The following is a 22,233-nucleotide window of genomic DNA, read 5'->3' as shown; positions in this document are numbered from 1 at the left end:
CTATGCAGCTTTACGATTACTATTTGCAGCTGCGCGTCAGCCAGCCGCATGCGCGCGAAGGCGAGCCGGTTCCGATCACCTTGGATCTGCTGGCCGGCCACTGGTTCTGCACCGTACGAAATGTAAAGCTCCTGCTTAAGAAAATGGCCCAGCTGGATTGGATCCGCTGGCAGCCGGGCTGCGGACGCGGACGCTCTTCGCTGCTTACTTTCGTGATCCCGGCTCCGGATCTCATCTCCCGGACCGCGATGGACTTAACCCGCAAAGGCGACTTCAAAGCCGCCGTCGAACTGATCCATACCTACGGGCGTCACTACGCCCTTAAGGACAGTTTTCTGGACTGGGTGTCCGGATATTTCGGCTTTACTGCGGCCTCCTCCGAAGGAGCCGTCCTGGATACACTGCGCCTGCCCTTGTTCCGGCATCCCGTTTCGCTCGACCCCGCCCACGCCATTTATGCTACGGACTGCCAACTTATCAGCCATGTGTTTTCAACGCTGCTCGAGCTCGATCCCGCAACGGGAAATCTGCTCCCCCAGCTTGCCCATTATTGGGAAAGCAGTGCGGACGGCACCGAGTGGATCTTTTATCTGCGCAAAAAAGTGTACTTCCACCACGGCCGGGAAATGGATGCGGGGGATGTGAAATACTCGCTGGAACGGCTTGCCGATTCCGCTACGGGCTCCAGTTGGTCCTGGTTCATCCAAGATGTGGTGTCTCTCACTCCCATAACCCCTTACATGCTTCGGATCGGGCTCAAACGGTCCAATCATCTGCTGCCTTTCTTCCTGACGTTTCCCGCGGCTTCTATCGTGCCGGAAGATATCGTCCGGGACAGTCCCTCCCTTTTCGGCCGCTCTCCTATAGGTACAGGACCTTTCCGGATGGAGTTTTATGACAAATATATTTGCCGGCTTCATGCCTTTGACGGCTATTACGGCGTACGGCCTCATCTGGATGTGATCGAGATGTGGATTTTACCGGAACAGCTTGCCTCCTACCGTCCGAAAGGGAAAGATAAGCTCATCGTCTCCCACGGGGATGTCCCGATACCTGCGCAGACGTATAAAGATCAAGGCTTTCTTGCCAAAGAGGAGCATGTATTCGACGGAAGCACTGTGCTCACATTCAACACCAGACGCGGTCCGTGCCGCAGCCCTCTCCTCCGTCAGGCTATCGACCGGCTTATCGACCGCGGAGCCATGGCGCGGGAGCTCGGAGATAACCGGGTAGGGCCTTCGTCGGGCATTATGCGGGATTTTCAGTTGAAGCAAGGTTCCCGGCTTCCGGAAGAACTGCTTTTGAACGCCGGATATGCGCGCGACAGCACGTCTCTGTCCGTGGACGAGCTGATCCGGACATCGGGATACACCGGTGAGACGCTGCGGCTCCTTGCGTACGCCCAGCACGGCGAAGATGCCCGCTGGATAGCCGGGAAACTTACGGAAGCCGGCCTCAGCGTGAAAGTCGAAACGATGCCTATCGCCGCTTTTACAGACGGGGACTATGTCCATCAGGCAGACATGTGCATGTTCATGCCGGTTTCATCTTCTCCGCTAGGTTTTCTCGGCTATCTCCTTCAAACGACCAACTACATCCACAGGCATATGAGCTCCGCCCTCCAAAGCCGCATACAAAACGCGGTGGGACAAATCCAGCGCGAGTCCTCCCTTGAACGGCAGGCAGCGGAGCTGCTGAAGATCGAGGATATGCTCCACGCGGAAACGGCTCTGCTTTTTTTATTAAAAAAAACGTTCCGGGTCGCCGCTCACTCCTCGATCGGGGGCGTTCGTGCAGACCGCCAGGGATGGGTCGATTACCGTCATCTTTTCTTAAGGGAGACAGCCGGCGAGGAAGCGCTTGACGAGGGAGATAGAACCGTTGACGGGAGCGGCTTCCGGGTCCGGGATTCCGCGGACGAACGGCCGTAAAAAAGACGCTGAGCTTAGGAAGAGAAGCAGCGCCGGGTCGTGCATTTTTATCCCAAGGGAAATATGTGCTTGTGGCGGCATGGAGCCTCTAACAGCGCCGGACGAGAGCAGCGCCGCCCCGCAAGGAAGACAATACGCAAAAAAAAAGCAGTCAGCCGCGGGAACCCGCATCTGACTGCTTTTTAATAGGCGTCCGCCTTTGGGCGGAGCGTTTAGGAACAGACGACCCTGCAAATGATACGCGGCGGGAATCGCCGCACCGGCACGTGCGCGCTACAGGCGCACCACGACGCGTCCGCGCATGCGGCCCGCCAGGATGTCCTCCAGCGCAGCGGGCACTTCCTCCAGCGTGATTTCCCGCTGGATCATGTCCCCCAGGCTGCGCGGCTTAAGGTCGCCGGCAAGCCGCTCCCACAGCTTCCTGCGCAAACCTTCCGGGCAGTAGACGGAGTCTATGCCCAGAAGGTTCACGCCGCGCAGGATGAACGGGTACACGGTGGCGGGGAACGTCCCGCCGCCGGTGAGCCCGCTGAGGGCGACGGATCCGCCGTACCGTACCGTGCCGAGCACGTACGGAAGCGACGCGCCGCCCACAGGGTCTACCGCCGCGCTCCACCGCTCGCTGCGGAGCGGCTTGCCGTCTTCTGCCGCAAGCGCTTCGCGCGGCAGCACCTCGCTTGCTCCGAGCCCGCGCAGGTACGCGTGCTCGGAGCTTTTGCCCGTGCTGGCGGCTACCTCGTAGCCGAGACCCGCCAGCATGGAGACGGCGGCGGTGCCCACGCCGCCGGTAGCTCCCGTGACGAGCACGGGACCCTGGCCCGGGCGCAGGCCGTTGTCTTCCAGCCGCTGGATGGAGAGAGCGGCTGTGAAGCCCGCTGTGCCGAGCGCCATGACGTCCTTCGGCGTCAGGCCTTCCGGCACGGGCACCGCCCAGTCCGCCGGCACCCGGGCCAGCTCGCTGTAGCCGCCGAAATGGCCGGTCCCGAGCGCGTAGCCGGTGACGAGGATTTCGTCCCCTTCCTTATAGCGCGGGTCTGCCGATGAAACGACGGTGCCCGACAAATCGATGCCGAGTACCATCGGATAAGAACGGACGGTCTTGCTCTCCGCCATGGAGGCCAGCCCGTCCTTGAAGTTGACGCCGGAGTAGGCAACCTTCACCAGCAGCTCGCCTTCGGGGAGCTCCTCCACCGTCATTTCGCGTATACCCAGTGAAACGCCCTGCCGGGTCTTATCGACCTGCAAGGCGCGGAATGTGGAATCTGTCATGATTATCCCTCCTCATTCCGATCTTATCACGATTGCTGCCGTCGAGAAAATGCGGGGGTGCCGCTTCCGACCGGAGCCCGCCACTTTCCCTACGGCAGCAGCGAAAGCGTTTAGTCCATCCCCGAGCGCTGCATCTGCCGTTCGAGATGAAGAGCCAGAAAGCCGATTTCATCCATCGGAATCGGTTTTTGGAGATTCGCCTTGAGCAGCTCCGCCAAAAGGACCGCTTTTTGAAACGCGAGGGGATATTCCTCGCTGATTTTACCCAGCAGGGGATTCCGTATCGTTTTTTGTTCCATGATCCGGTCGATAAGCGCTTTTAAATGAGAAATAAAACGGACGGTCGAAAACGAATTGTCAAAATCCAGACCGAGCTCCTTGGCTCTCTCGATTACCTGGGCGACCAGTCTGACCACCGCAAGCGCCGTACCTTTCTCCACCTTGGTCCGGGCCGTATGGAAATGCATCGCCAGAAACGCGATTTCATCGTCCGGCAGCCTTACATCCAGATGCTGATTCAGAAAATCGATCGCCTTGCTGGCTATCCGGTATTCTTCCTCGTACAAGTGCTTGATTTCGTAAGCGAACGGATTGAGGATATGAACCCCCCGCTTGCAGCGTTCCACGGCAAAGTTGATGTGATCGACCAGCGCGGCGTGGATCGTTTCGGAAAACTCACCTTCCAGATGCCCCTGCGCGTAAGCGATCACTTCTTCCGTAATCCCGATAATTTTGACGTCGACGGCATGAAGAATGTGCTCGTAATGTTCCAGCACTTCCGAAGTATGCAGCAGAAATTCCTGCGAAATATCGGCGTCCTCTATAATCATGCCCGGTTGTTTTTTGAATCCGATTCCTTTGCCGAAGGCAATTGAATTTTTGCCGGTCGAAAGCTTCGTCATGACTACATTATGGGAAAGCACGTGAATGATTTTTCTTTGAATCATAAAGGTTCTCCTCCATCTATGCAGCTAAACGTTTGGCAATGGATTCCTTAATCAGCTCCGAGTCCGTCCCGAAAATAACGTGCACGTGTCCCTTTCCCATGTTCATAATTCCGAATGCACCCAGTTCCTTCAGTTTTTCTTCCTCCACTTCCTCAGCCTCTTTAAGCCACAGCCTCAACCGGGTTATGCAGGAGTCCACTTTGACGATATTGCCGATGCCTCCCACGCTGTTCACGATAGCCGTAATCCGTTCTTCCTCCGGGGGCGGAGCCGAAGATACGATCGCCGCGGTCAAACCGGGAAAGTCTTCTTCCCTGCCCGGGGTTTTTAATTTAAAGGCTTTAATCAGAAACAGGAACAACCCGTAGTAGACGACAAAATAAACAACTCCTATGATCAGAAACGCGAAAGGAAATTCCTTTAATTTCCAATTCAACAACAAATCGATAAATCCTCCCGAGAAACTGAAACCGAGCTTAATATTAAACAGATGCATGAACAGCATCGCAAGTCCGTTCAGAACCGCATGAACTCCGTACAGCAGCGGTGCCGCAAACATAAACGAAAATTCAAGCGGTTCGGTCACCCCGGTGAGCATCGAGGTAAGTGCGGCGCTGTAAAGCAGAGCGGCCACTTTTTTCCGCTTCTCCGGCAGCGCGCATTTGATCATCGCCAAAGCGGCCGCAGGCAAGCCGAACATCATCGTCGGGAAAAAGCCGCTCATAAACATGCCTGCGCTCGGATCGCCGGCGTTGTAGCGGGTCATATCGCCATGAACATAAGTTCCGGTATTTGTCATAAACTCGCCCACCTGGAACCACACGATACTGTTCAGAATGTGGTGCAGACCCGTAACCAGAAGAAGCCGGTTCAGAAAGCCGTACATGAACACGCCGATTCCCCCCGCATCAACGATCCAGAGCCCCGCATCCCGGATCGCATCCTGTACGGGAGGCCAGATCAGGCCCATAATCCCTCCCATTCCTGCCATAACGAGCGAGGTAATGATAGGTACAAAACGCCGGCCCCCGAAAAACATGAGGTAATCCGGAAGTTTGATATTATGAAACCGGTTGAACAGCATCACGGTGATAAGCCCCGTCATCATCCCTCCGAGGACGCCCATATCCAAATGGGATCCGGGCGTCGTCTGCTCTACGGGTACGCTTTCAAAAGTCGCAAGCGCTCTCACAAACACGATGTATCCTACCGTAGCCGCGAGCGCCGCCACTCCTTGACCGGACGTCATGCCGATAGCGATGCCGATCGCAAACAGCAGAGGAAGGTTATCCACAATGGCATTGCCGCCGGTGCTGAATATTTTCGAGATGAAGATCAGAAACGGATCCTGGAAAGTAAAAGCGCCGAGCCGCTGCAAAATTGCGGCGGCCGGCAGGACGGCAATCGGTATCATGAGAGACCGGCCGATTTTTTGAAGCGTATGCAGCATGTTTGCTCACCTTTTTCATCTTGCGGAAAAAAGCGGCGGGCCGTTATTTAACCGCACCCGCTGTAATTCCGCTGGCAATTTGACGCTGAAAAATGAGATAGAAAATCATGACAGGCACCATGGAAATGAGAAGCGCCGCAAACAGCGGACCCCATTCCGTCCGGTACTGCATCTCTCCCTGCATAACGGCAATGCCCACAGGAAGGGTGTATTTGGAAGGTTCACTATTGAGTACGACGCCGAGAATGTATTCATTCCACGTGTTCAGCACGTTGATGATGCTGACGGAAATGAGTCCCGGTTTGGCGAGAGGCATCATAATGCGGAAGAAAATGCCGTAGTAAGAGGCGCCATCCATCATGGCCGCTTCCTCGATTTCGGACGGCAAGGTTTTGAAGAATCCGACCAGGACGAACACGCTGAACGGAATGGTAGAAACTGTGTATACGATGATAAGCCCAAGAAGGGAATTGGTCAATCCCATATCGCTCATCAGGAAGAACAGGGGAATCATCCCGAGGAACATGGGAATCATCATCGAAGCGATATACACGTAATAGAGGACGCCGCTTCCCTTGAAGGCAAACCGGGCCAGGATGTAAGCCGTCATTGCCGAAAGGACGAGACCTGCCAGGACACTGACAACCGTAACAATGATCGAGTTCATAAAATAGCCGCCGAACTGGTATTTATCCCAAACGTAGCTGAAGTTGGAGAACAACAGCGGAAATTGGGGAAGATCCCACGGGTTACCTTGGAAAAACTGCTGGTTATCCTTCAGTGAACCGAGGACGGTCCAGACGAGCGGGTAAAGCACCATGATCGCCCACACGATTAAAAGCAGGTTGACGACTATGCGCCAAAACGGGTTTTTCAGTCCATCACTCATGCGTATAACCCCTCTACGAAATTTCTAACGGTTCTCTTTTCATAATCCGCTGCAAAGCAACCGTCGTTACCAGAGATACAACGAGCGTCAATACGCCGATCGCGGCCGCATAGCTCAGGTGATACTGCCTGAAGCCCTGCTGGTACAAGTAGGAGCCCAGTACCTGGGTCGCATTGTCCGGCCCGCCCTCGGTCATAATCGAGACGATGATGAAGGAGCCGTTGAGCGTAGTCATCACGATCCAGATGACGGAAGTTTGAATCTGCTCCCATGTGAGCGGAAGCGTAACGTGCCAGAACTGCTGCCACTGGGTGGCGCCGTCAAGCCCTGCGGCTTCGTACAGAGAGTCAGGGATACTCAAAATTCCCGCGATGAGGAGCAGGGTACAGAAACCGACGCCGGCCCAGATCGAAGGAGGAAGCAGTGCCCACATCGCCGTTGCCGCATCGCCCAGCCATGGAAATATGAACGACTCGCCTTTGATCTTGCCGATCAGGGAGTTCAGGAAGCCCAGATTCGGGTTGTACACGTAACGCCATAGCACGCCGACGACTACGACGGAGATTACGTTCGGAAGGAAAAAGATCGCCCGGTAAAACCCCGAGCCTTTGATCTTAAGACGGGTCAGTGCCACCGCAAAAAACAGGGCGAGCACCATAAAGCCGATCACTTTGCCCGCCACCAGGAAATAATCGTTCAGCAGGGCTTTCGGAATAATGGGGTCCTTGAACATTTCTTTAAAATTGTCCAGCCCGATAAAATTGTAATCCATGGAGCCGCCGGACCAGTCGAACAAGCTGAGGTAGATGCCTTTGAGCATCGGATATACGGTGAATACGAGATAGAGCAGCAGGGTCGGAAGGATAAAGGTGGCAATAAACAGATTGCGCCTTACCTTGGAGCGTCCGCTCTTTGGCTTCTTCGCCGTAATGACTCCGGCCGGATTAGTGACAGGGTTTCCTTTCATTGCGTGAACCTCCGCTTTCCTGGGAACGACAATAAGGGAATTCGCATTCCCTTATTATCACTCCGGAGATATGGGTGCTTATTTTTTCAATTTGGCGCGCTGCTTGGCTGCTTCGTCTTCCATACGTTTCGCCCACTCTTCTTTGGTGATCGTGCCTTGAGTCAGAGCCAGCGTGGAGTCGTTACGCACTTTTTTGAGGTCTTCCGGAATAACCGGCTCGGGAGCTACAACCGTTTCCGGAGAGCTGTAGGATTTGATGGCCGTTTTTGCCAGGTTGCTTGCGGACGTGTTGTCGAGGTTCGTTTTTACGTTAAGCAGAGCGCCTGTCGCTTCCGCCCATTTTCCCGCTTGTTTTTCGGTAAAGATAAACTGAATGAACGCTTTTGCCGCTTCCGGGTTTTTCGCTTTTTTGGCGATACCCATCGTGGCCGTAGTCGGAATCGCTACGTTTTTTCCGCCTTTTTCCTGGGTAACGGACGGAATGAATCCGAAGTCGAAGCCTTGCGGAACGTCCTTCTTCATTTCGTTCTCAACCCAGAGTCCGTTCGGGATAAAGGCCGCTTTATGCTGGAGGAACTGCGTTTGGGAGTCCGTGTGGTTCAAAGCGACGGAGCCCTTGTCGATGAAGCCCTTATCACGCATTTGAATGAGCTTATCAAGCGCTTTCATGACCGGTTCGCTCTTGAATACGCCTTCTTCCATGTTGTTGATTTTTTTGATAATGGACGTATCGTAGTTGTTCGCCACCACGGTTGCGGAATCCAGGAACGCGCCGTTAATGTAATACGGGTACACGCCGGTATGAATGTAGACGCTCATCTTGCCGGAATCCTTGATCTTGTCGCCTACAGCCAGGAAGCTCTCCCAGTCTTTCGGCTCTTCCCAGTTGTTTTTCTTGAATTCGGCGCGGTCCCAGAACGTTCCCCACGATCCGAAGACGAGCGGAACATCGTAGTATTTGCCTGCTTCATACTCTTCCGGTTTGGAAATGAACAGGTCCATAATGTTTTTGCCGTCCGCGTTTTTGGCGGTTTTCAACCAGTCGGTAATGTCCATGAGCTGGCCGTCCTGATACATGGTTCTCGCGTTGGCGCCCGCTCCGTCGATATAAACCACATCCGGCGGATTGCCTTGAATCCAGCGGGGTTTCATTTGATCGTTGATTTTGGCCCCTGCGGACTGCTTGATCTTAAGGTCCGGGTTAGCCTTTTGGAACTCGTCGATGGCCGCCTTCCACCAGCTGTCGCCGTAGCCGCCGACAAAATATTGGATCTCGAACTCGCCGGTCAGTTTCTTGCCGCCCGCTTCTCCCGAATTCGCGTTCGAGGACGCGCCCGGAGTAGCTGCCGGCGTAGTCGTTGTGTTCGTTTTGCTGCACCCTGCCGCGATTGCGGTTACCATCATCAAAGAAATTCCCATGTTGAGCCATTTGTTTCTTTTCATGTGTACAAACACTCCTTAAAGGTTCTTTTGTAATCGGTTACAAACTGAAGCGGTCCCCCTGATGCTTTGTCAACCAACGCCTTCTTACCGGGAGTTCCTCACCTCCTTAGCGGTCCCGAGAGCACAAAAAAAGGGCATAGTCAAAGAAGCAAGATCACTTCTTTAACTAATGCCCTTTCGGTAACATGTTAAAGTTTGGGTATGTAATTGTCGGGATGAAGATAATATTGAAATTACTTACATCTTACAAGGACTTTTGTCTCCCGTCAATCCTTTTGTTAACACTTTGTCCATATTTGTCATCTTGTGCCGGTACCCTCCTGCCGCTAAGGCATGGCAGGCGTAAGGCCGAAACCCCGCATTCGCCCTTGCACCAAGGGATATATGTCCTCATATGATGAAGTAATTCTTTAGTTGCAGCCGCCGGCACCGCTTATACCGCGAAGCGAAGGAGTTTTCCCATGACCCGCATCTTCCATGTCCGCAGCCTCGATCCCGCTCTCTACGAAGACGAACGGACCGTCCTGCTGAGCCCGGAAATGATCCGGGCATGCCGCTTGGCCCCGGACAGCGCCGTCAAGCTTCGCTTCGGTTCCGCGTCCTGCGAAGCGGTAGTCCGAACGGCTGCAGAACCGGGCGGAAGTCCGGACGAAGAGCTATGCCTTCATCCGGCGCTGAGGCGCCGGCTCGGCATTCCTGGCGGGTGCAGGCTCTCGCTCGTTTATCAGCCTTCCGCCGCCACGCTTTACGCGGGTCCGCTCGTCGGGGTTCTGCTCAGCAGGCTCTACTCGTCTCAGGAGATGCCGTTCGGCTCCATGACAACCTTCTGCAGAGAGCTGACCAAAGCAGGCGAGGAAGCCGGGGTCAGCCTGTTCTTTTTCTCTCCCGAGGAAATACACACTTTTCCCGATCTGGGAGGCTTGTATTTCGACGAGGCATGGAGAAAAGGGATTTTTCCCGTCCCGCACGTTATTTACAACCGGCTGACTTCACGCAAATACGAAAACAAACCGGAAATCCAGCATTTCCTCAAAGCCGTTCAACTGCGTCACCAGACGCACATTTTCAACGATAAATACCTGGATAAGAACGCCGTATTCTCCGCTCTGGGCAGTGAGACCGCTCTTCAGAACTGCCTGCCGGAGTCTCATCCGTTCTCCAACTATCACATGTTGAAGGCCATGTCCGCCCGGCACCGGACCTTATTTATTAAACCGGCCTCCGGCAGTCTCGGCAAAGGAATTTTCCGCCTGCACGTCCGGGAGGACGGGAGCTGTGAAGTCCGGTTCTCCGCGCTCAGCGGAACCGTCGTCCTTCCCTATCCCGATCTATTCGAGGCTTACTTCCATATGGCTGGAAAAATCCGGACACAGGCTTATCAGATCCAGGAAGGCTTGGACCTGCTGACGATCGGCGGCCGTCCCGTCGATTTCCGTGCCCTCGTTCAGCGAGACGGCGGAGGAGAATGGGTTCTGAGCTCCATCGTGGCCCGGATCGCGGCGGAGCAGCACTTCGTATCCAACCTTGCGAGAGGCGGAACGATGACAGCCGTCCAGGAAGCGCTGGCCGGGACTTCGTTGGCCTCACGCAAAGGGAGCATTCAGCGTACTTTAAAAAGTACGGCGCTGACAGTCGCTCAGGCCATCAGCAGAAACGTGAAGGGAACGTTCGGGGAGCTCGGCGTGGACCTGGCCCTTGACACCGCCGGGCAGGTAAAACTACTGGAAGTGAATTCCAAGCCTTCCCGCGAAGAATTCTCCCTTCCCTCCGCGGCTGAGGAAACGCTTGTGCGGCCGTCCGTCCGGCGTCTCCTTGACTACGCCGTTTATTTGGCCGGCTTTATGTAGAACAAGAAGGCGGTGGGTCGTATGGATCAAACAATGAATCGGTGTCTGGGCATTCTGGCCTCTCCGGGTAAAACGGCGCCCTCCGGAGATTCCGAACCTTTTTTCCGGAGGCTGGGCCAGAACGGGGCGGAAGAAGGAATCGACGTCATCGTGTTCAGCCCGGACGGAATCTCTTTCGAATATGAGACGGTAGACGGCTTCCTATACAGTCCCTCGGATTCCGTTTGGAGAGAAGGCACCTTCCCTCTTCCCGCCGTCCTTTATGACCGCTGCTTCTGCACCAATTCCGCAGAGCAGCGTCTTTACCGCCGGCAGTTGAACCGGCTTCACCGGCTGCCCGGTATCCGGTTTCTGGGCGGAGGCCTCCGGGGCAAATGGGACGTCCAGCGTCTGCTGGCGGCCGACCCGGCCCTCGCCCCGCATTTGCCGCTTACCCGGCGCCTGACTGATCCGCACCAGCTGGAACCGTGGCTTGAGCTGCACGGGGCCGCTTTTCTGAAGCCCGAAGCGGGCATGCAAGGCAAAGGTACCCTGCATGTTTACCGCAGTCCCGGCACGGACTTTTCGTGGAGCGTAAGCGGCCGCGACCTGGCGAACCGCCCGGTGCGGCAGGATTTCGGCACGACGCTGGAAATGCGGCGCTGGGTCCGCGATTTCATAGGCAAACGCCGCTATTTGCTCCAGCAGTACCTGCCGCTGACTACACAGGACGGTACGGCTTACGATATCCGCTCTCTTATGCAAAAAGACGGACGCGGCCTATGGAAGTTGACCGGGATGGTTGTGCGCTCGGGCGGCCCGGGCAGCGTGACGTCCAATCTCCACGGCGGCGGCATCGCCAGCGAGGCCGAAGCTTTTCTGAGGGAACAATTTCCCGGCGGGGCGTCCGGCAGGCTAATGAAGACACTGTCCGTTTTATCCCATCGAATTGCGCTTATTCTGGAATCGTCGCATGGGCGTCTGGCCGAGCTGGGCATCGATTTCGGCGTTTGCCGGGATGGACGCATCCACATTCTGGAGGTTAATTCCAAGCCCGGCAGAGCAGCCTTCCAGAGCATTGACGGCGGGAAAACCGCCCGCTCAGCCGCCTCTAATCCGGTCCGGTATGCCGCCTATTTGCTGAGAACGCAGCGGGAACCGGCAGGGGCAACAAGTTTAGGAGGGTAACCCAATGAGTTTGACGACGTGCACGGTTCACGTAAATTCCAAACAGGAAAAAAGTATTTTGGTATCCGGTGAACTGGCCAAGGCGCTGCGCTTGTCAAAAAACAAGACGCTGCAGCTCCAGGTCGGCTCCAAATCCATTACACTCCCGGCCCGATATATCAAAAAAAGCGGACTCCACCTCTATCTGCCCCAGTCCGTCATTACTTCCGTGAAACTTCCGCGGATCGGTCCGTGCCTGGCAGCGAGCGGAAGCGGCAAAGATATCCGGCTCGGTCCCGTTATCGGAATTCTCACGAATGTGTCCAACACCACGGCCGGTCCTTTCGGAACGAGAACACCGTTTATCCGCTCGCTGATGCAGCCGGGGGAACGCAAATCGTTCCACATCGCCTTTTCGCCTAAGGATGTCAACTGGCAGCAGGGCACTGTAAACGGCTATATGCTTCAACCGCAGGGAGGCTGGGTCCGTAAAACCGTTCCGCTTCCGGATGTGGTTTACAACCGGCTTCCCAGCCGCAAAGCGGAGAAATTACTCTCCATGGAGGACTTCAAGCAGCGCTTCGTCAGACGAAATATCCCTTTATTCAACTGGGCTTTCTTCGATAAATGGGATGTGTACCGACTGCTTGAAAACGATCCGGCCTTTAAATACGTACCCGAATCGGTCCTGGATCCTACGGCGGAACAGCTGGAGGATCTTCTCACCCGCCACAAATTCATTTATTTGAAACCGACGGCGGGAAGTCTCGGGATCGGCATTTACCGCATCACGTATTCGACCGACCGCGGGTATTTCGTACGCTACCGCCGCAACGGCAAAAATGTGCTGCTGCGCTTCAACAAATACGAAGGGCTCGTCAAAATGCTCGGCATCAACCGCGGCAAGCTGAACAGCTATGTAACCCAGCAGGGGATTCGGCTGATCGAGATCGACGGCTGCCCCATAGATTTCCGCTTCCATCTGACCAAGAACGGCAGCAATCAATGGGTCGTCGCCGCCATCGGCGCTAAAAAGGCGGGCAAGGGAAGCGTTACGACCCATCTGCGCACCGGCGGCCAGTTAATGACGGCGGAGCAGGCGCTGAGGCAGGTGTACGGCAGCAGAAGCGATGCCGTTTTATCCCGTATGAAAGAGACGTCCATCGAGCTTGCGGAAGCGATCGAAAAAAACTATAACCACCGTTTGGGGGAACTCGGCTTCGATCTCGGCATCGACCAGAACGAGAAAACATGGATGTTCGAAGCGAACGCGAAGCCGGGACGTTCCATCTTCAAACACCCGGGGTTAAAATCCCAGGATAAAGCTTCCCTTAACTATATCTATGAGCACTGCGTCTATTTAAGCCGCTTTCGTGCGGGGAGGGATGGTTAGTGGACGTTAGCGCCCATAAAAAGCAGCAGCCTCTGTGCATCGGAATTTTAACAACACCCGATCCAAAACGCCAATTCTCGGGAAATCGTGAAAATTTCATTGATTTGATCAAAGCCGGCTACGAACAGGGTGCTCTCGTTTATGTAGTCACTACATCCGATCTGAAATTGAGCGGCAAGCAGGTTCAGGCCTACTGTTATCAGCTTGCCTCAAAAAAATGGAGCAAGCAGCTGATGCCTCTTCCCGACGTCATTTACAACCGGATCCCGACACGCCGGCTCGAAATCCAGAGTGACGTGCAGCGGACGATCCAGGCCTGCATCCGCAGCAAGCAGGTCCATTTGTTCAACCCGTTCTTTTTCGACAAATGGACGCTCTTCGAATGGCTCGATCAATCTCCCGAAATCCGCAAATACGTGCCGGTTACGAAACAGTTGAGCAGCCAGGCCGTCCTGGAGTCGATGCTCAAACGGTTCCCTTTCATCTACCTCAAACCGGTTGAAGGGAAAGCCGGCAAAGGGATCATGCGCCTGGAACGGATCACGAAGAAAAGCGGAGCGCAAACTTACAAGCTGACCATGCAGGAAACGGCGGACTCGCATTACGAGTTATTCACGAACTTAACCGATGTCTGGAACCGGATCGTCGAGAACAAAAAGGACGAAAGCTATATCATTCAACAGGGAATCCGCCTTTCAAGCTATAACAAACGTCCTTTCGATCTGCGCGCGCTTCTTCAGAAGACGTCGAAAGGCACGTGGAGCGTAACCGGAATCGGAGCCAGAGTCGCCGGCAAGCGGAGCATCACGACACATGTGCCTCGGGGAGGTTCCATCGACGATCCGGCAAGGCTTCTGGAGAAATCGTTCGGATCACTCAAGGCCAAGCGGATTCTCCAGCGTGCGCGCAGCGCCGCACTGCTTATGGCAAACAGCGTGGAACAGACCTCCAAGCAGAAACTCGGGGAGATGTCGATGGATCTGGGCGTCGATCTCGACGGACGCATCTGGTTTTTCGAAGCCAACTCCAAACCGATGAAATTCGACGAACCCCACATCCGCAAAAAATCGCTGGCGCGCATTATCGGGTACAGCGTGCATCTGGCAAACAAAAACAAGACCAAATAAACCCATAAAAAAACCATCCCCCCGCTTTACGGAAGGGATGGTTTTTGATGTTCACGGCCGGCTGCTTCGCCTGTTCTTCCTCTACGTTCCCACGCCTGGAGAATCGCATAGCCGGCAAAAAGAGCCATAAACGGCATCAGCGGAGCCGAATACCGCGAATGCGCCAAATAAATCATGTGAAGCAGGGACATGTAAGCGAACAGCACGGTCAGAAGGTACGTCAGCCGCTTTCCTCTCGCCAGCCAGATTCCCCGAATGCCGAACCCGAGAATCGTATAGTGAATCCCTACGGGCAGAATAAGACTAACCCAATTTACGGCGTTCCAATAGTACACGTCCCCCCAGAAGGTTGCAAACTTCCCGATCGTGTACCACTGGAGGTAGTACAGCGGCTGCTCCGCAAAGCCCGTTCGGATCCGCTCCTTGGCCCACTGCGTGTCGAACGCGTCATTGACCCACAGATCGCTTGATGCGTGCCACGTCCGCTGTTCGGCTACAGTCGGAGGCCCGTAAGGAAACGTGCCGAGGAGCAGCGGGTTGCCGCTGGATTTCGTCAGCGGAATAAACTGCCCTCCGGACACTTCGTAGTTGCGGATCCACCACGGCATGAGGCAGAGGACAAATACCAGGGCGGAGACCGCCAGACAGGCCGCCAGTTTTTTCCACGGGATCGTCCGCCAGTAAATGAGCAGCAGCAGAAAAAATCCCGGCCAAAGCGCGATCGTCGGCCTTACGTAAACGGCAAACGCCCACACCAGCCCGAACCAGACGGCATTTCCCGCGGTCGGCTTGTCCATCGCTTTCAGCGCGCCATGCACCAGAAGCATCAGAGCGAGCACAAACAAAGCTTCCGTCAAAATATAAAACGAAATGTTCCACATCGGCGGATAAACGGCCGTCAAAACGACGGCGATCAGCGCGGTTCTCTCGTTAAACAGCCGGATTCCGATTTTGAACAAAAGAATCATCGAGAAAGAAACCATGACGACCTGAACAACCCGGATCGTCTGTTCCAGCATGTCCCCCGCTCCAAGACCGCTCATAAACAGGGCGATAAAAGCAGGAAGAGCAGGCGTAATAAACACCGTCGGCTTCGACGGGTCATTGTAGGTAAACATTCCTTTTTCCAGCCAAATCCGCGCGGTTTCCAGATAAGACTGGTCATCCGATCCCAAGTTGTAGGAGGAGCCGTATTTAAACACCACCACCAGCTTCAACAGGGTCGTGAGCAGCACAACCGTCCAGAGCCAGCCCCGGACCGGTATAGATCGAAGCCTGTGCGGCATGACGCATTCCCCGCTTTCCGTAAAAAAATCAAAAGCACGTTACGAATAACGCGCCGATAAACCGATCATTCCCACGCCGATCAGGATGACAACGCATCCGGCGATTTTAAGTACCGACATTTGTTCATTGAAAATATAATACGCCCCGATGACTGTGATCAGATAAGCGATGCTCTGCATCGGGTAGGCGATGCTGATGTCCACTTTATTCAGGATAAACAGCCATAAAACCGTTGCAAGCCCGTAGATGAAAAGCCCCCCCAGAATAAACGGGGAAAACATAAGATGAATGATACTTTGCAGGCTTTCGAAAGGGTCCGCTTTACGCGAAAGCCCGAATTTCCACAAAAATTGACCGCTTACCAGCATAAGCGTATTCAGTAAAATCAGTCCGATATGTAACGGATTCATGGCGTTTCCCGTCTCCCCGTTCCTGTGTAACTTTCTTGGTTTCGGCTTTGTTCCTTAAGCCGCATCACTTCGTTCTCCAGGTACGCGTGCTCTTGTGCGAGCGTCTTGATCTGCTCCTGCTGCTTGGACAGCAGGATCGTCTGATGGACGAGCAGGCTCAAGGTGACCACGATCACGATCAGGAAGATCAGCGACGGCATGTATGACACGCCGATCCAGAGAGCGAAACGGTTGAGCAGCGGGATACAAATGCCCGTGACAAGTCCCGCCAGGGCGATCATAATCCAAGTGAACGCATGGCGGTCTCTTAATTTATGCTTGCTCGTGTAGAAAAGAATCTGAAACAAGAAAATGACCGTAATTCCGATCGTAATAGCCTGAATCAAAATAATTGCCCTCCCTAGAAGCTTCTCCGGATGATCGAAAACATGGTTACCTTCAGCATGTAATACACGGAACGAACCGGATTAATGGACGAAACGCCGCCCTGCCGTTTTTTCATTTCCACGCTGATTTCTTTGATCCGGTATTTGCTGCGGGCCATGGAGACGAGAATTTCCACTTCCGGATAATCAACCGGATAATAGGTGGCGAATTCCCTAATGATCTTGCTGTTGACGATCCGGTATCCCGACGTCGGGTCGAAGATCCGGTTCCCTGTAAGAATGCGGATCAACATATAGAAATAGTAGATGCCGATCCGTCTGGGCAGGCTGCTTTTGTAAGAACTCTTCTCGACAAAACGGGATCCGATCACCATATCGTTGCCGGATTCGCGGATCTCCCGCACCAGCTTGTCTATGTCCCGGGCGTCGTGCTGCCCGTCCGCATCAAGCTGGATCGCATATTTATAGCCGTGTCTCGCGGCATAACGGTACCCGGTCTGCATGGCTCCGCCGATGCCGAGATTGACGGGCAGACGCACACCGTTGTAGCCCCGCTCCCGGATAATCGCCGCCGTGCGGTCTTTGGAGCCGTCATCCACGATCAGATAATCGTACTCAACGTGTTCCCGCAAATGATCGACGGTCTGTTGGATGGCGTCTTCTTCATTATAAGCCGGAATAATAATGAGTACATCACTTTGTCTGGACATAACCTTCTTGCTTCCTCCTTCATTGCTTTTCAATCACCTTGTCCAGCTGTTCGTTTATCTTATGCAGTCGGTTAAATTGAAATCTCTACGATTTAAAATCCCGATCATTTTGTTCAAAATCAGCTTTATTCAGTATAAAGGATATCCCTCCTGCTGGAAAGAACAACCCCTGAATCATTACCCCTGTGAATTCCGGACCGAAACCCTTCTCCGTCTCACCCGTATAGAATCCCATATCCAATATCCAGTATTTGATAAGGGAGGGACGACATGGAATCCTGGTATTGGGGCCTATTTATAGCCGGCATTCTTTTTGCCTTGGCTACCCTCATTTTCGGCGAAGTTCTCGGCCATCTCTCGGGTATGCTCGACTCCGCCTCCGGACACCACCTGCCATTCCTGCAGCCGGCGGTTCTCGTCGGGGGAATTACAACCTTCGGAGGGGCCGGCATTCTTCTCTCCAGGTACACGGAACTCACTTCCTGGCAGAGCGGAGGGCTTTCTCTGCTGATAGCCGTCGTTTTATCCGGCTTGGTGTACCTCGTCTACGTCAAACCGATGGAAAACAGCGAAAATTCGGTCGCCTTCTCGCTGCAGGAGCTGGTCGGCAAAATCGGTGAAGTCACCGTGCCCGTGCCCGCCTCTGGTTACGGTGAAGTCATGGTGCGGACCGGCGGCGGCGTGACCAATCAGATTGCGGAAAGCTTAGACGGACGGAGCATCCCGAGCCACCTCCGTGTCGTCGTCGTGGAGGTAAAGAACAGCGTGCTGCTCGTCTCCCCGCTGGATTCCGATCCTCTCAACTAACCAAACAAAGGAGTTTTGCCCATGCTGAACCCAGATGTACTGCTCATCCCTGGCATCGTAGTCGGCGTCATCCTTATTCTCGGTATTGCCTTCTGGGCCCGTTACAAAACGGTCAGCCCCGATGAGGCGATGATCGTCACAGGCTCCTTTCTGGGGAGCAAAAACGTCAGCATCGACGAATCCGGCCGCAAAATGAAAATCGTGCGCGGCGGTGGGGCGTTTATACTGCCGATCTTCCAGCAGGCCCAGTTCCTTTCCCTGCTCTCGCACAAGCTGGACGTCATGACGCCGGAAGTGTACACCGAGCAGGGAGTGCCGGTCATGACGGACGCCGTTGCCATTATTAAAATCGGCGGTTCCGTCGAAGATGTGGCGACCGCGGCCGAGCAGTTTCTCGGCAAACCGACCGAAGCGCTGAAAAGCGAAGCCCAGGAGGTTCTCGAAGGCCACCTGCGGGCTATCCTCGGCTCCATGACAGTCGAGGAAGTATACCGCAACCGGGACCGGTTTGCCCAAGAAGTTCAGGGCGTTGCGGCGCGGGACCTCAAAAAAATGGGCCTGCAGATCGTTTCCTTCACGATCAAAGACGTCCGCGACAAGCACGGTTACCTCGATGCCCTCGGGAAACCGAGAATCGCGGCCGTTAAGCGCGATGCGGATATCGCCGAAGCGGAAGCCATGCGGGATGCCCGTATCCAGAAGGCGAAAGCCGAAGAAGAAGGGCAGAAGGCCGAGCTTCTGCGGGATACGAACATCGCCGAGGCCAGCAAGGAGAAGGAACTGAAGGTCGCGGCCTTCAAGAAAGACCAGGATATGGCCAAGGCGGAAGCCGACCAGGCTTACCACATCCAGGAAGCTCGCTCCAAGCAAAGCGTAGTCGAAGAGCAGATGCGCGTGGAACTCGTTCGGAAAGAGCGCGAGATCGACCTCGAATCCAAAGAGATTTTGCGCCGCGAGAAGCAGTACGACGCCGAGGTGAAGAAGAAAGCCGACGCGGACCGGTATTCGGTCGTGCAGGCCGCCGAAGCCGAGAAGTCGCGCAAAATGCTCGAAGCGGAAGCGCTTCAGTTCCGCATCGAAGCGGAGGCCAAGGCGATGGCCGAGCAGAAGCGGCTTGACGGTCTGGCCCTTGCCGATGCCGAGCGGGCCCGCGGTACGGCCGAAGCCGACGTCATCCGGCTGCGCGGTCTGGCCGAGGCCGAAGCGAAGCAGCGGCTCGCCGAGGCGTTCGAGAAGTTCGGCGAAGCGGCCGTGCTGGACATCATCGTCAAGATGCTTCCGGAGCTGGCCGGCAAGGTCGCCGAACCGATCAAAGGCATCGACAAGCTGACCGTTGTCGATACGGGCCACGGCGAAGGGGCCGCGCGCATCAGCAACTACGTCACCTCGCTGATGGCTACCGCGCCCGAGATGCTCAAGAACGTCTCCGGAATCGACGTCGAGGGGCTTATCAAAGGCCTGACGTCGAGGAGCGCCAAGCCGGCAGCGAAGCCCGCGCCCCTGACCGCGGAGCTGGAGCCCGCACCCGCAGCAACCGCTGCTGCAGTTGGGGCAATCGCCGCCGCCAAGGAAGACGAACCGGACCAGGGCTGATCGCCCCCCCGGCCGGAATCAACCGACATGGGGGGCGGAGAGCTGCCGCCCTCCCCACGTAATGAAAAAGCACTCCATGCGAGTGCTTTTTCATTTTCTTTTTACGGCAGAAGGCGCGAACCGGAATCCCGGCATGAGCCGCCGCAGTTCACAAGGTCATGGCTTTTCGCTTGACAGAGCAGGGTCCTTGAGGCAGCACCGCCTCAGACAGCCTTACTTCCGTCCGTTTCCGGACGGACATCTTTCGGGACCTCGCTTACCGTCTTATTACGGCCGCGGACCATTCCTGCCGCATAGGAAACCGCCTGAACCAGCAGCGCGGAAATAATCAGCATAAGAAACGGCATCATGCCGATCGTGTAACGCGCTTCGGGGATAAACATTAGCTGCGTTCCCAGCAAAATAAGAAATACGGTAATCAGGTACCGGTAGCTTTTATGGATAAAGAAGGCGATCAGGGAGCTACCCATTCCCGCATAGACCAGAAACTTGTGAAACCGTGGAATCCAGGGCGCATACCAGGCAGGCACCGAAGAGCCGTAATCTCCTATGTACAACTTGTTCAGAAACATCTCTTTCATTTTGCCCACCGTAAACCAGCGGATCCAGAGAGCCGGATCGGTCTGCAGTCCTTCTTTGATGCGTTTTATCGCCTCTCCCTGCTGGTTGCTGAAGTCGACTTTGCTCCAGTCCAGCGTTCCCCGGTAATAAGGATCGGTTCCGCCCAGCAGCGGATTTCCCGCTCCCCCTTTGGAAATGAAAATAATTTCGTGAAAGGTGATCGCATTGCGTATCCACCAAGGAAGCATCCCCAGCGCGAAAGCGAGGACCCCGAAGCTGATTTCTTTAAAATAAGGTTTTTTGTGCTGAAACCACAGGAAAATATAAGGAACCGGCGCCACCACAAGCGTATTCGGGCGGATCAGAACGGCCAGGGCAAGGAGCAGTCCTGCAAGGAGATGATCCCTGGTGCGGTTTTCCTGTACGATTTTGACCTGGTAATAAATGAGCGCCATAAACGATGTCAGGAAGATAACCTCCGTCAGGATCAACGAATTCACCACAATGAAGGTTCCGTATATGGAAGCGAAAAACGCCGCAATCAGGCCGGTCGTCCGGTTGAAAAGCCTCAGTCCGATCTTGTAAATATACCAAATGGCCCCGAGGGAGATAAAAACTTGCAAAACCCGTACCACCATAAACGTGCGTTCTATATCCGTGTATCCGAATACGGCCAGAATCGCCGCCAGAAATACGGGAAAGCCGGGAGTCACTAACGTGTTGGACTTGGTCTCGTTGTAGCCGTAAATCCCTTTTTCAAGCATTTGTACCGCCATCGTCGTATAATTCTTCTGATCATGTTCCACAGGCTCGTATTGTTCTCCCAGTACGTAGAATAGCCTAAGGCCGAGCGCCAAAGCCAGGATGAACACAATCAGCATTTTTTTCCACAACCGGGATGCACCCACGCTCTTTTTCCTCCCCCGAATTACCGTATTCTTCCTGTCCCTATAACGTTAGCTGGATTAAAAAGGTTTCATTTCTTAAAAATTGATAAGAAACTCCGTTCAAAGCGCCGCTGCGCTTCCCGTCGTACCAGCATAACCGAGAAACGTCAACGGCCATGCCGCGTCCGTTCAATTTTACGTAAAAAATAAATACGGGAACGCGGGACGGTCTATCCTATATATACCGAAATCACTTCCGCCTAGAAACAAAAATCCCCGGCAGATGGATAAAAGCTTGTCCCGCCGGGGATTTTCTTTATTCAGCTCATTTATAAAAGTCGGAGCGTCTGATCAGTTTTCCACTCGTGGAAGCAGCTCGAGCAGCTCCGGAAAGGCCGTAATCCGGACATCGGCATCGTCAAGCTCATGCTCGGAACGGAAACCCGCATAATCGCAGCCGATCACCTTAAGCCCGTTGCGGTGACCCGCTTCCACATCGGAAGAGCGGTCCCCTACCATCCAGGCGCTTTGTAAGCCGTGCTGCTCCAGGAGCAGTTTGACAAGATCCACTTTAGACTTCGTTGCGTATTCGCCCGCACTGTACAACCCGGTAAAAAGAGGCGCCAGCCCCTTCATCCGGATCACTTCCCGGACATAATCCTCCAGGCCGTTGCTCGCGACGAAAAGCCGGATCCCGCGGGCATGAAGCGCCTGCAGCGTTTCCTCGATGCCATCGTAGAGCATGCCTTCTCCCCGACGTAGCCGGTCCATCTGTTCGGCGAGCAGAAGCTCGTCCGCGCGGCTGCGGACCGCGGCCGGGACATCGGGCAGAACCCGCTCCCAGATTTCTTCGAGAAGCATGCCGAGCCCACCGAGAATACGCTCGTCAGGCGGCGTAGGGCCATCATAAACCCCTTCGCGGCGAAGCGCGTCGAAAGCCGTATGATAGGCGGGCAGAAGAAGCGTTTCCGTTTTGAAGAGCGTACCATCCAAATCAAAAATCATCGCTTGCGGTGCAGGTGACTGATTCATAGCTGGACTCCACATCCTAAAGGTTTTCTTTTAAGGATGGCAAACCGTGCCGGGCTTGTCAACTTATCCCGCGGAAAATTTTTCCGCTGTTCGTCTGCTTTTCACCAGGACTTCCTATTGATGTTGAGGATAAAATATTTTAGAATGAATA

The 22,233-nt window shown here is 54.7% G+C and carries 19 protein-coding genes; 7 read left to right on the top strand and 12 right to left on the bottom strand.

The window, feature by feature from the left end; genetic code table 11:
• Window positions 1-2 precede the first annotated feature (2 nt).
• Window positions 3-1,931, top strand: a complete 1,929-nt coding sequence (locus tag KVT34_RS15975; RefSeq protein ID WP_217559810.1) for an ABC transporter substrate-binding protein — start codon at window positions 3-5, stop codon at window positions 1,929-1,931.
• Window positions 1,932-2,204: 273 nt separating this feature from the next.
• Here KVT34_RS15975 and KVT34_RS15970 read toward each other — a convergent pair whose 3' ends face one another.
• The 6 genes from KVT34_RS15970 to KVT34_RS15945 form a co-directional block, all read right to left on the bottom strand.
• Entirely contained in the window at window positions 2,205-3,200 is a 996-nt protein-coding gene (locus KVT34_RS15970; RefSeq protein WP_217559809.1) for an acrylyl-CoA reductase family protein, read from the bottom strand.
• A 110-nt stretch (window positions 3,201-3,310) separates the two neighbouring features.
• On the bottom strand, window positions 3,311-4,147 hold the full coding sequence (locus KVT34_RS15965; protein WP_217559808.1) for a PRD domain-containing protein: 837 nt from the start codon (window positions 4,145-4,147) through the stop codon (window positions 3,311-3,313).
• A gap of 16 nt (window positions 4,148-4,163) precedes the next feature.
• The gene (locus tag KVT34_RS15960; protein ID WP_217559807.1) at window positions 4,164-5,597 is read right to left on the bottom strand and encodes a PTS transporter subunit EIIC; all 1,434 of its coding nucleotides are present in this window, start codon (window positions 5,595-5,597) and stop codon (window positions 4,164-4,166) included.
• Window positions 5,598-5,640: 43 nt separating this feature from the next.
• A complete protein-coding gene (locus KVT34_RS15955; RefSeq protein ID WP_217559806.1) occupies window positions 5,641-6,486 on the bottom strand; it encodes a carbohydrate ABC transporter permease in 846 nt (281 codons plus the stop codon).
• Window positions 6,487-6,499: 13 nt separating this feature from the next.
• Entirely contained in the window at window positions 6,500-7,453 is a 954-nt protein-coding gene (locus KVT34_RS15950; protein WP_217559805.1) for a carbohydrate ABC transporter permease, read from the bottom strand.
• Window positions 7,454-7,531: 78 nt separating this feature from the next.
• Window positions 7,532-8,896 (bottom strand): ABC transporter substrate-binding protein, encoded by a 1,365-nt coding sequence (locus tag KVT34_RS15945; RefSeq protein WP_217559804.1) that lies wholly within the window; start codon window positions 8,894-8,896, stop codon window positions 7,532-7,534.
• Between the two features lie 461 nt (window positions 8,897-9,357).
• Between KVT34_RS15945 and KVT34_RS15940 the strand changes: the two genes are divergently transcribed.
• The 4 genes from KVT34_RS15940 to KVT34_RS15925 are packed head-to-tail and all read left to right on the top strand — an operon-like array spanning window position 9,358 to window position 14,409.
• Window positions 9,358-10,743, top strand: a complete 1,386-nt coding sequence (locus KVT34_RS15940) for a YheC/YheD family endospore coat-associated protein (protein WP_217559802.1) — start codon at window positions 9,358-9,360, stop codon at window positions 10,741-10,743.
• 21 nt (window positions 10,744-10,764) lie between these two features.
• The gene (locus KVT34_RS15935) at window positions 10,765-11,910 is read left to right on the top strand and encodes a YheC/YheD family endospore coat-associated protein (RefSeq protein ID WP_217559800.1); all 1,146 of its coding nucleotides are present in this window, start codon (window positions 10,765-10,767) and stop codon (window positions 11,908-11,910) included.
• A gap of 4 nt (window positions 11,911-11,914) precedes the next feature.
• The gene (locus KVT34_RS15930; protein ID WP_217559799.1) at window positions 11,915-13,282 is read left to right on the top strand and encodes a YheC/YheD family endospore coat-associated protein; all 1,368 of its coding nucleotides are present in this window, start codon (window positions 11,915-11,917) and stop codon (window positions 13,280-13,282) included.
• The gene (locus KVT34_RS15925; protein ID WP_217559798.1) at window positions 13,282-14,409 is read left to right on the top strand and encodes a YheC/YheD family endospore coat-associated protein; all 1,128 of its coding nucleotides are present in this window, start codon (window positions 13,282-13,284) and stop codon (window positions 14,407-14,409) included. The genes KVT34_RS15930 and KVT34_RS15925 overlap by 1 nt, the downstream gene beginning before the upstream one ends.
• A 26-nt stretch (window positions 14,410-14,435) precedes the next feature.
• On the opposite strand, the gene KVT34_RS15920 is transcribed toward KVT34_RS15925, so the two are convergent.
• The 4 genes from KVT34_RS15920 to KVT34_RS15905 are packed head-to-tail and all read right to left on the bottom strand — an operon-like array spanning window position 14,436 to window position 17,202.
• Entirely contained in the window at window positions 14,436-15,695 is a 1,260-nt protein-coding gene (locus tag KVT34_RS15920; RefSeq protein ID WP_217559797.1) for an ArnT family glycosyltransferase, read from the bottom strand.
• 39 nt (window positions 15,696-15,734) lie between these two features.
• Window positions 15,735-16,106: an EamA family transporter gene (locus tag KVT34_RS15915; protein WP_217559796.1), complete on the bottom strand. Its 372-nt coding sequence runs from the start codon at window positions 16,104-16,106 to the stop codon at window positions 15,735-15,737.
• The gene (locus tag KVT34_RS15910) at window positions 16,103-16,492 is read right to left on the bottom strand and encodes a DUF2304 domain-containing protein (RefSeq protein ID WP_217559795.1); all 390 of its coding nucleotides are present in this window, start codon (window positions 16,490-16,492) and stop codon (window positions 16,103-16,105) included. Before KVT34_RS15910 ends, KVT34_RS15915 begins: the two co-directional genes overlap by 4 nt.
• Before the next feature lie 14 nt (window positions 16,493-16,506).
• On the bottom strand, window positions 16,507-17,202 hold the full coding sequence (locus KVT34_RS15905) for a glycosyltransferase family 2 protein (protein ID WP_217559794.1): 696 nt from the start codon (window positions 17,200-17,202) through the stop codon (window positions 16,507-16,509).
• 270 nt (window positions 17,203-17,472) lie between these two features.
• On the opposite strand from KVT34_RS15905, the gene KVT34_RS15900 reads away from it, so the two are divergent.
• Together KVT34_RS15900 and KVT34_RS15895 are read left to right on the top strand one after the other, a co-directional pair.
• Window positions 17,473-18,009, top strand: coding sequence for an NfeD family membrane protein (locus KVT34_RS15900; RefSeq protein WP_217559792.1), 537 nt, complete (start codon window positions 17,473-17,475; stop codon window positions 18,007-18,009).
• Between the two features lie 21 nt (window positions 18,010-18,030).
• Window positions 18,031-19,602 (top strand): flotillin lipid rafts scaffold protein FloT, encoded by a 1,572-nt coding sequence (locus KVT34_RS15895; RefSeq protein ID WP_217559791.1) that lies wholly within the window; start codon window positions 18,031-18,033, stop codon window positions 19,600-19,602.
• Window positions 19,603-19,805: 203 nt separating this feature from the next.
• Here KVT34_RS15895 and KVT34_RS15890 read toward each other — a convergent pair whose 3' ends face one another.
• Window positions 19,806-21,071: an ArnT family glycosyltransferase gene (locus KVT34_RS15890; RefSeq protein WP_217559790.1), complete on the bottom strand. Its 1,266-nt coding sequence runs from the start codon at window positions 21,069-21,071 to the stop codon at window positions 19,806-19,808.
• A gap of 330 nt (window positions 21,072-21,401) precedes the next feature.
• Window positions 21,402-22,082, bottom strand: a complete 681-nt coding sequence (locus tag KVT34_RS15885; RefSeq protein WP_217559789.1) for an HAD family hydrolase — start codon at window positions 22,080-22,082, stop codon at window positions 21,402-21,404.
• Between the last annotated feature and the right edge of the window lie 151 nt (window positions 22,083-22,233).

Source organism: Paenibacillus sp. GbtcB18, from assembly GCF_019091125.1.
Classification (GTDB): Bacteria; Bacillota; Bacilli; order Paenibacillales; family NBRC-103111; genus Paenibacillus_F; species Paenibacillus_F chitinolyticus.
Note: the sequence above shows the minus strand (reverse complement) of the source record. Positions and strands in the feature narration are given on the sequence as shown.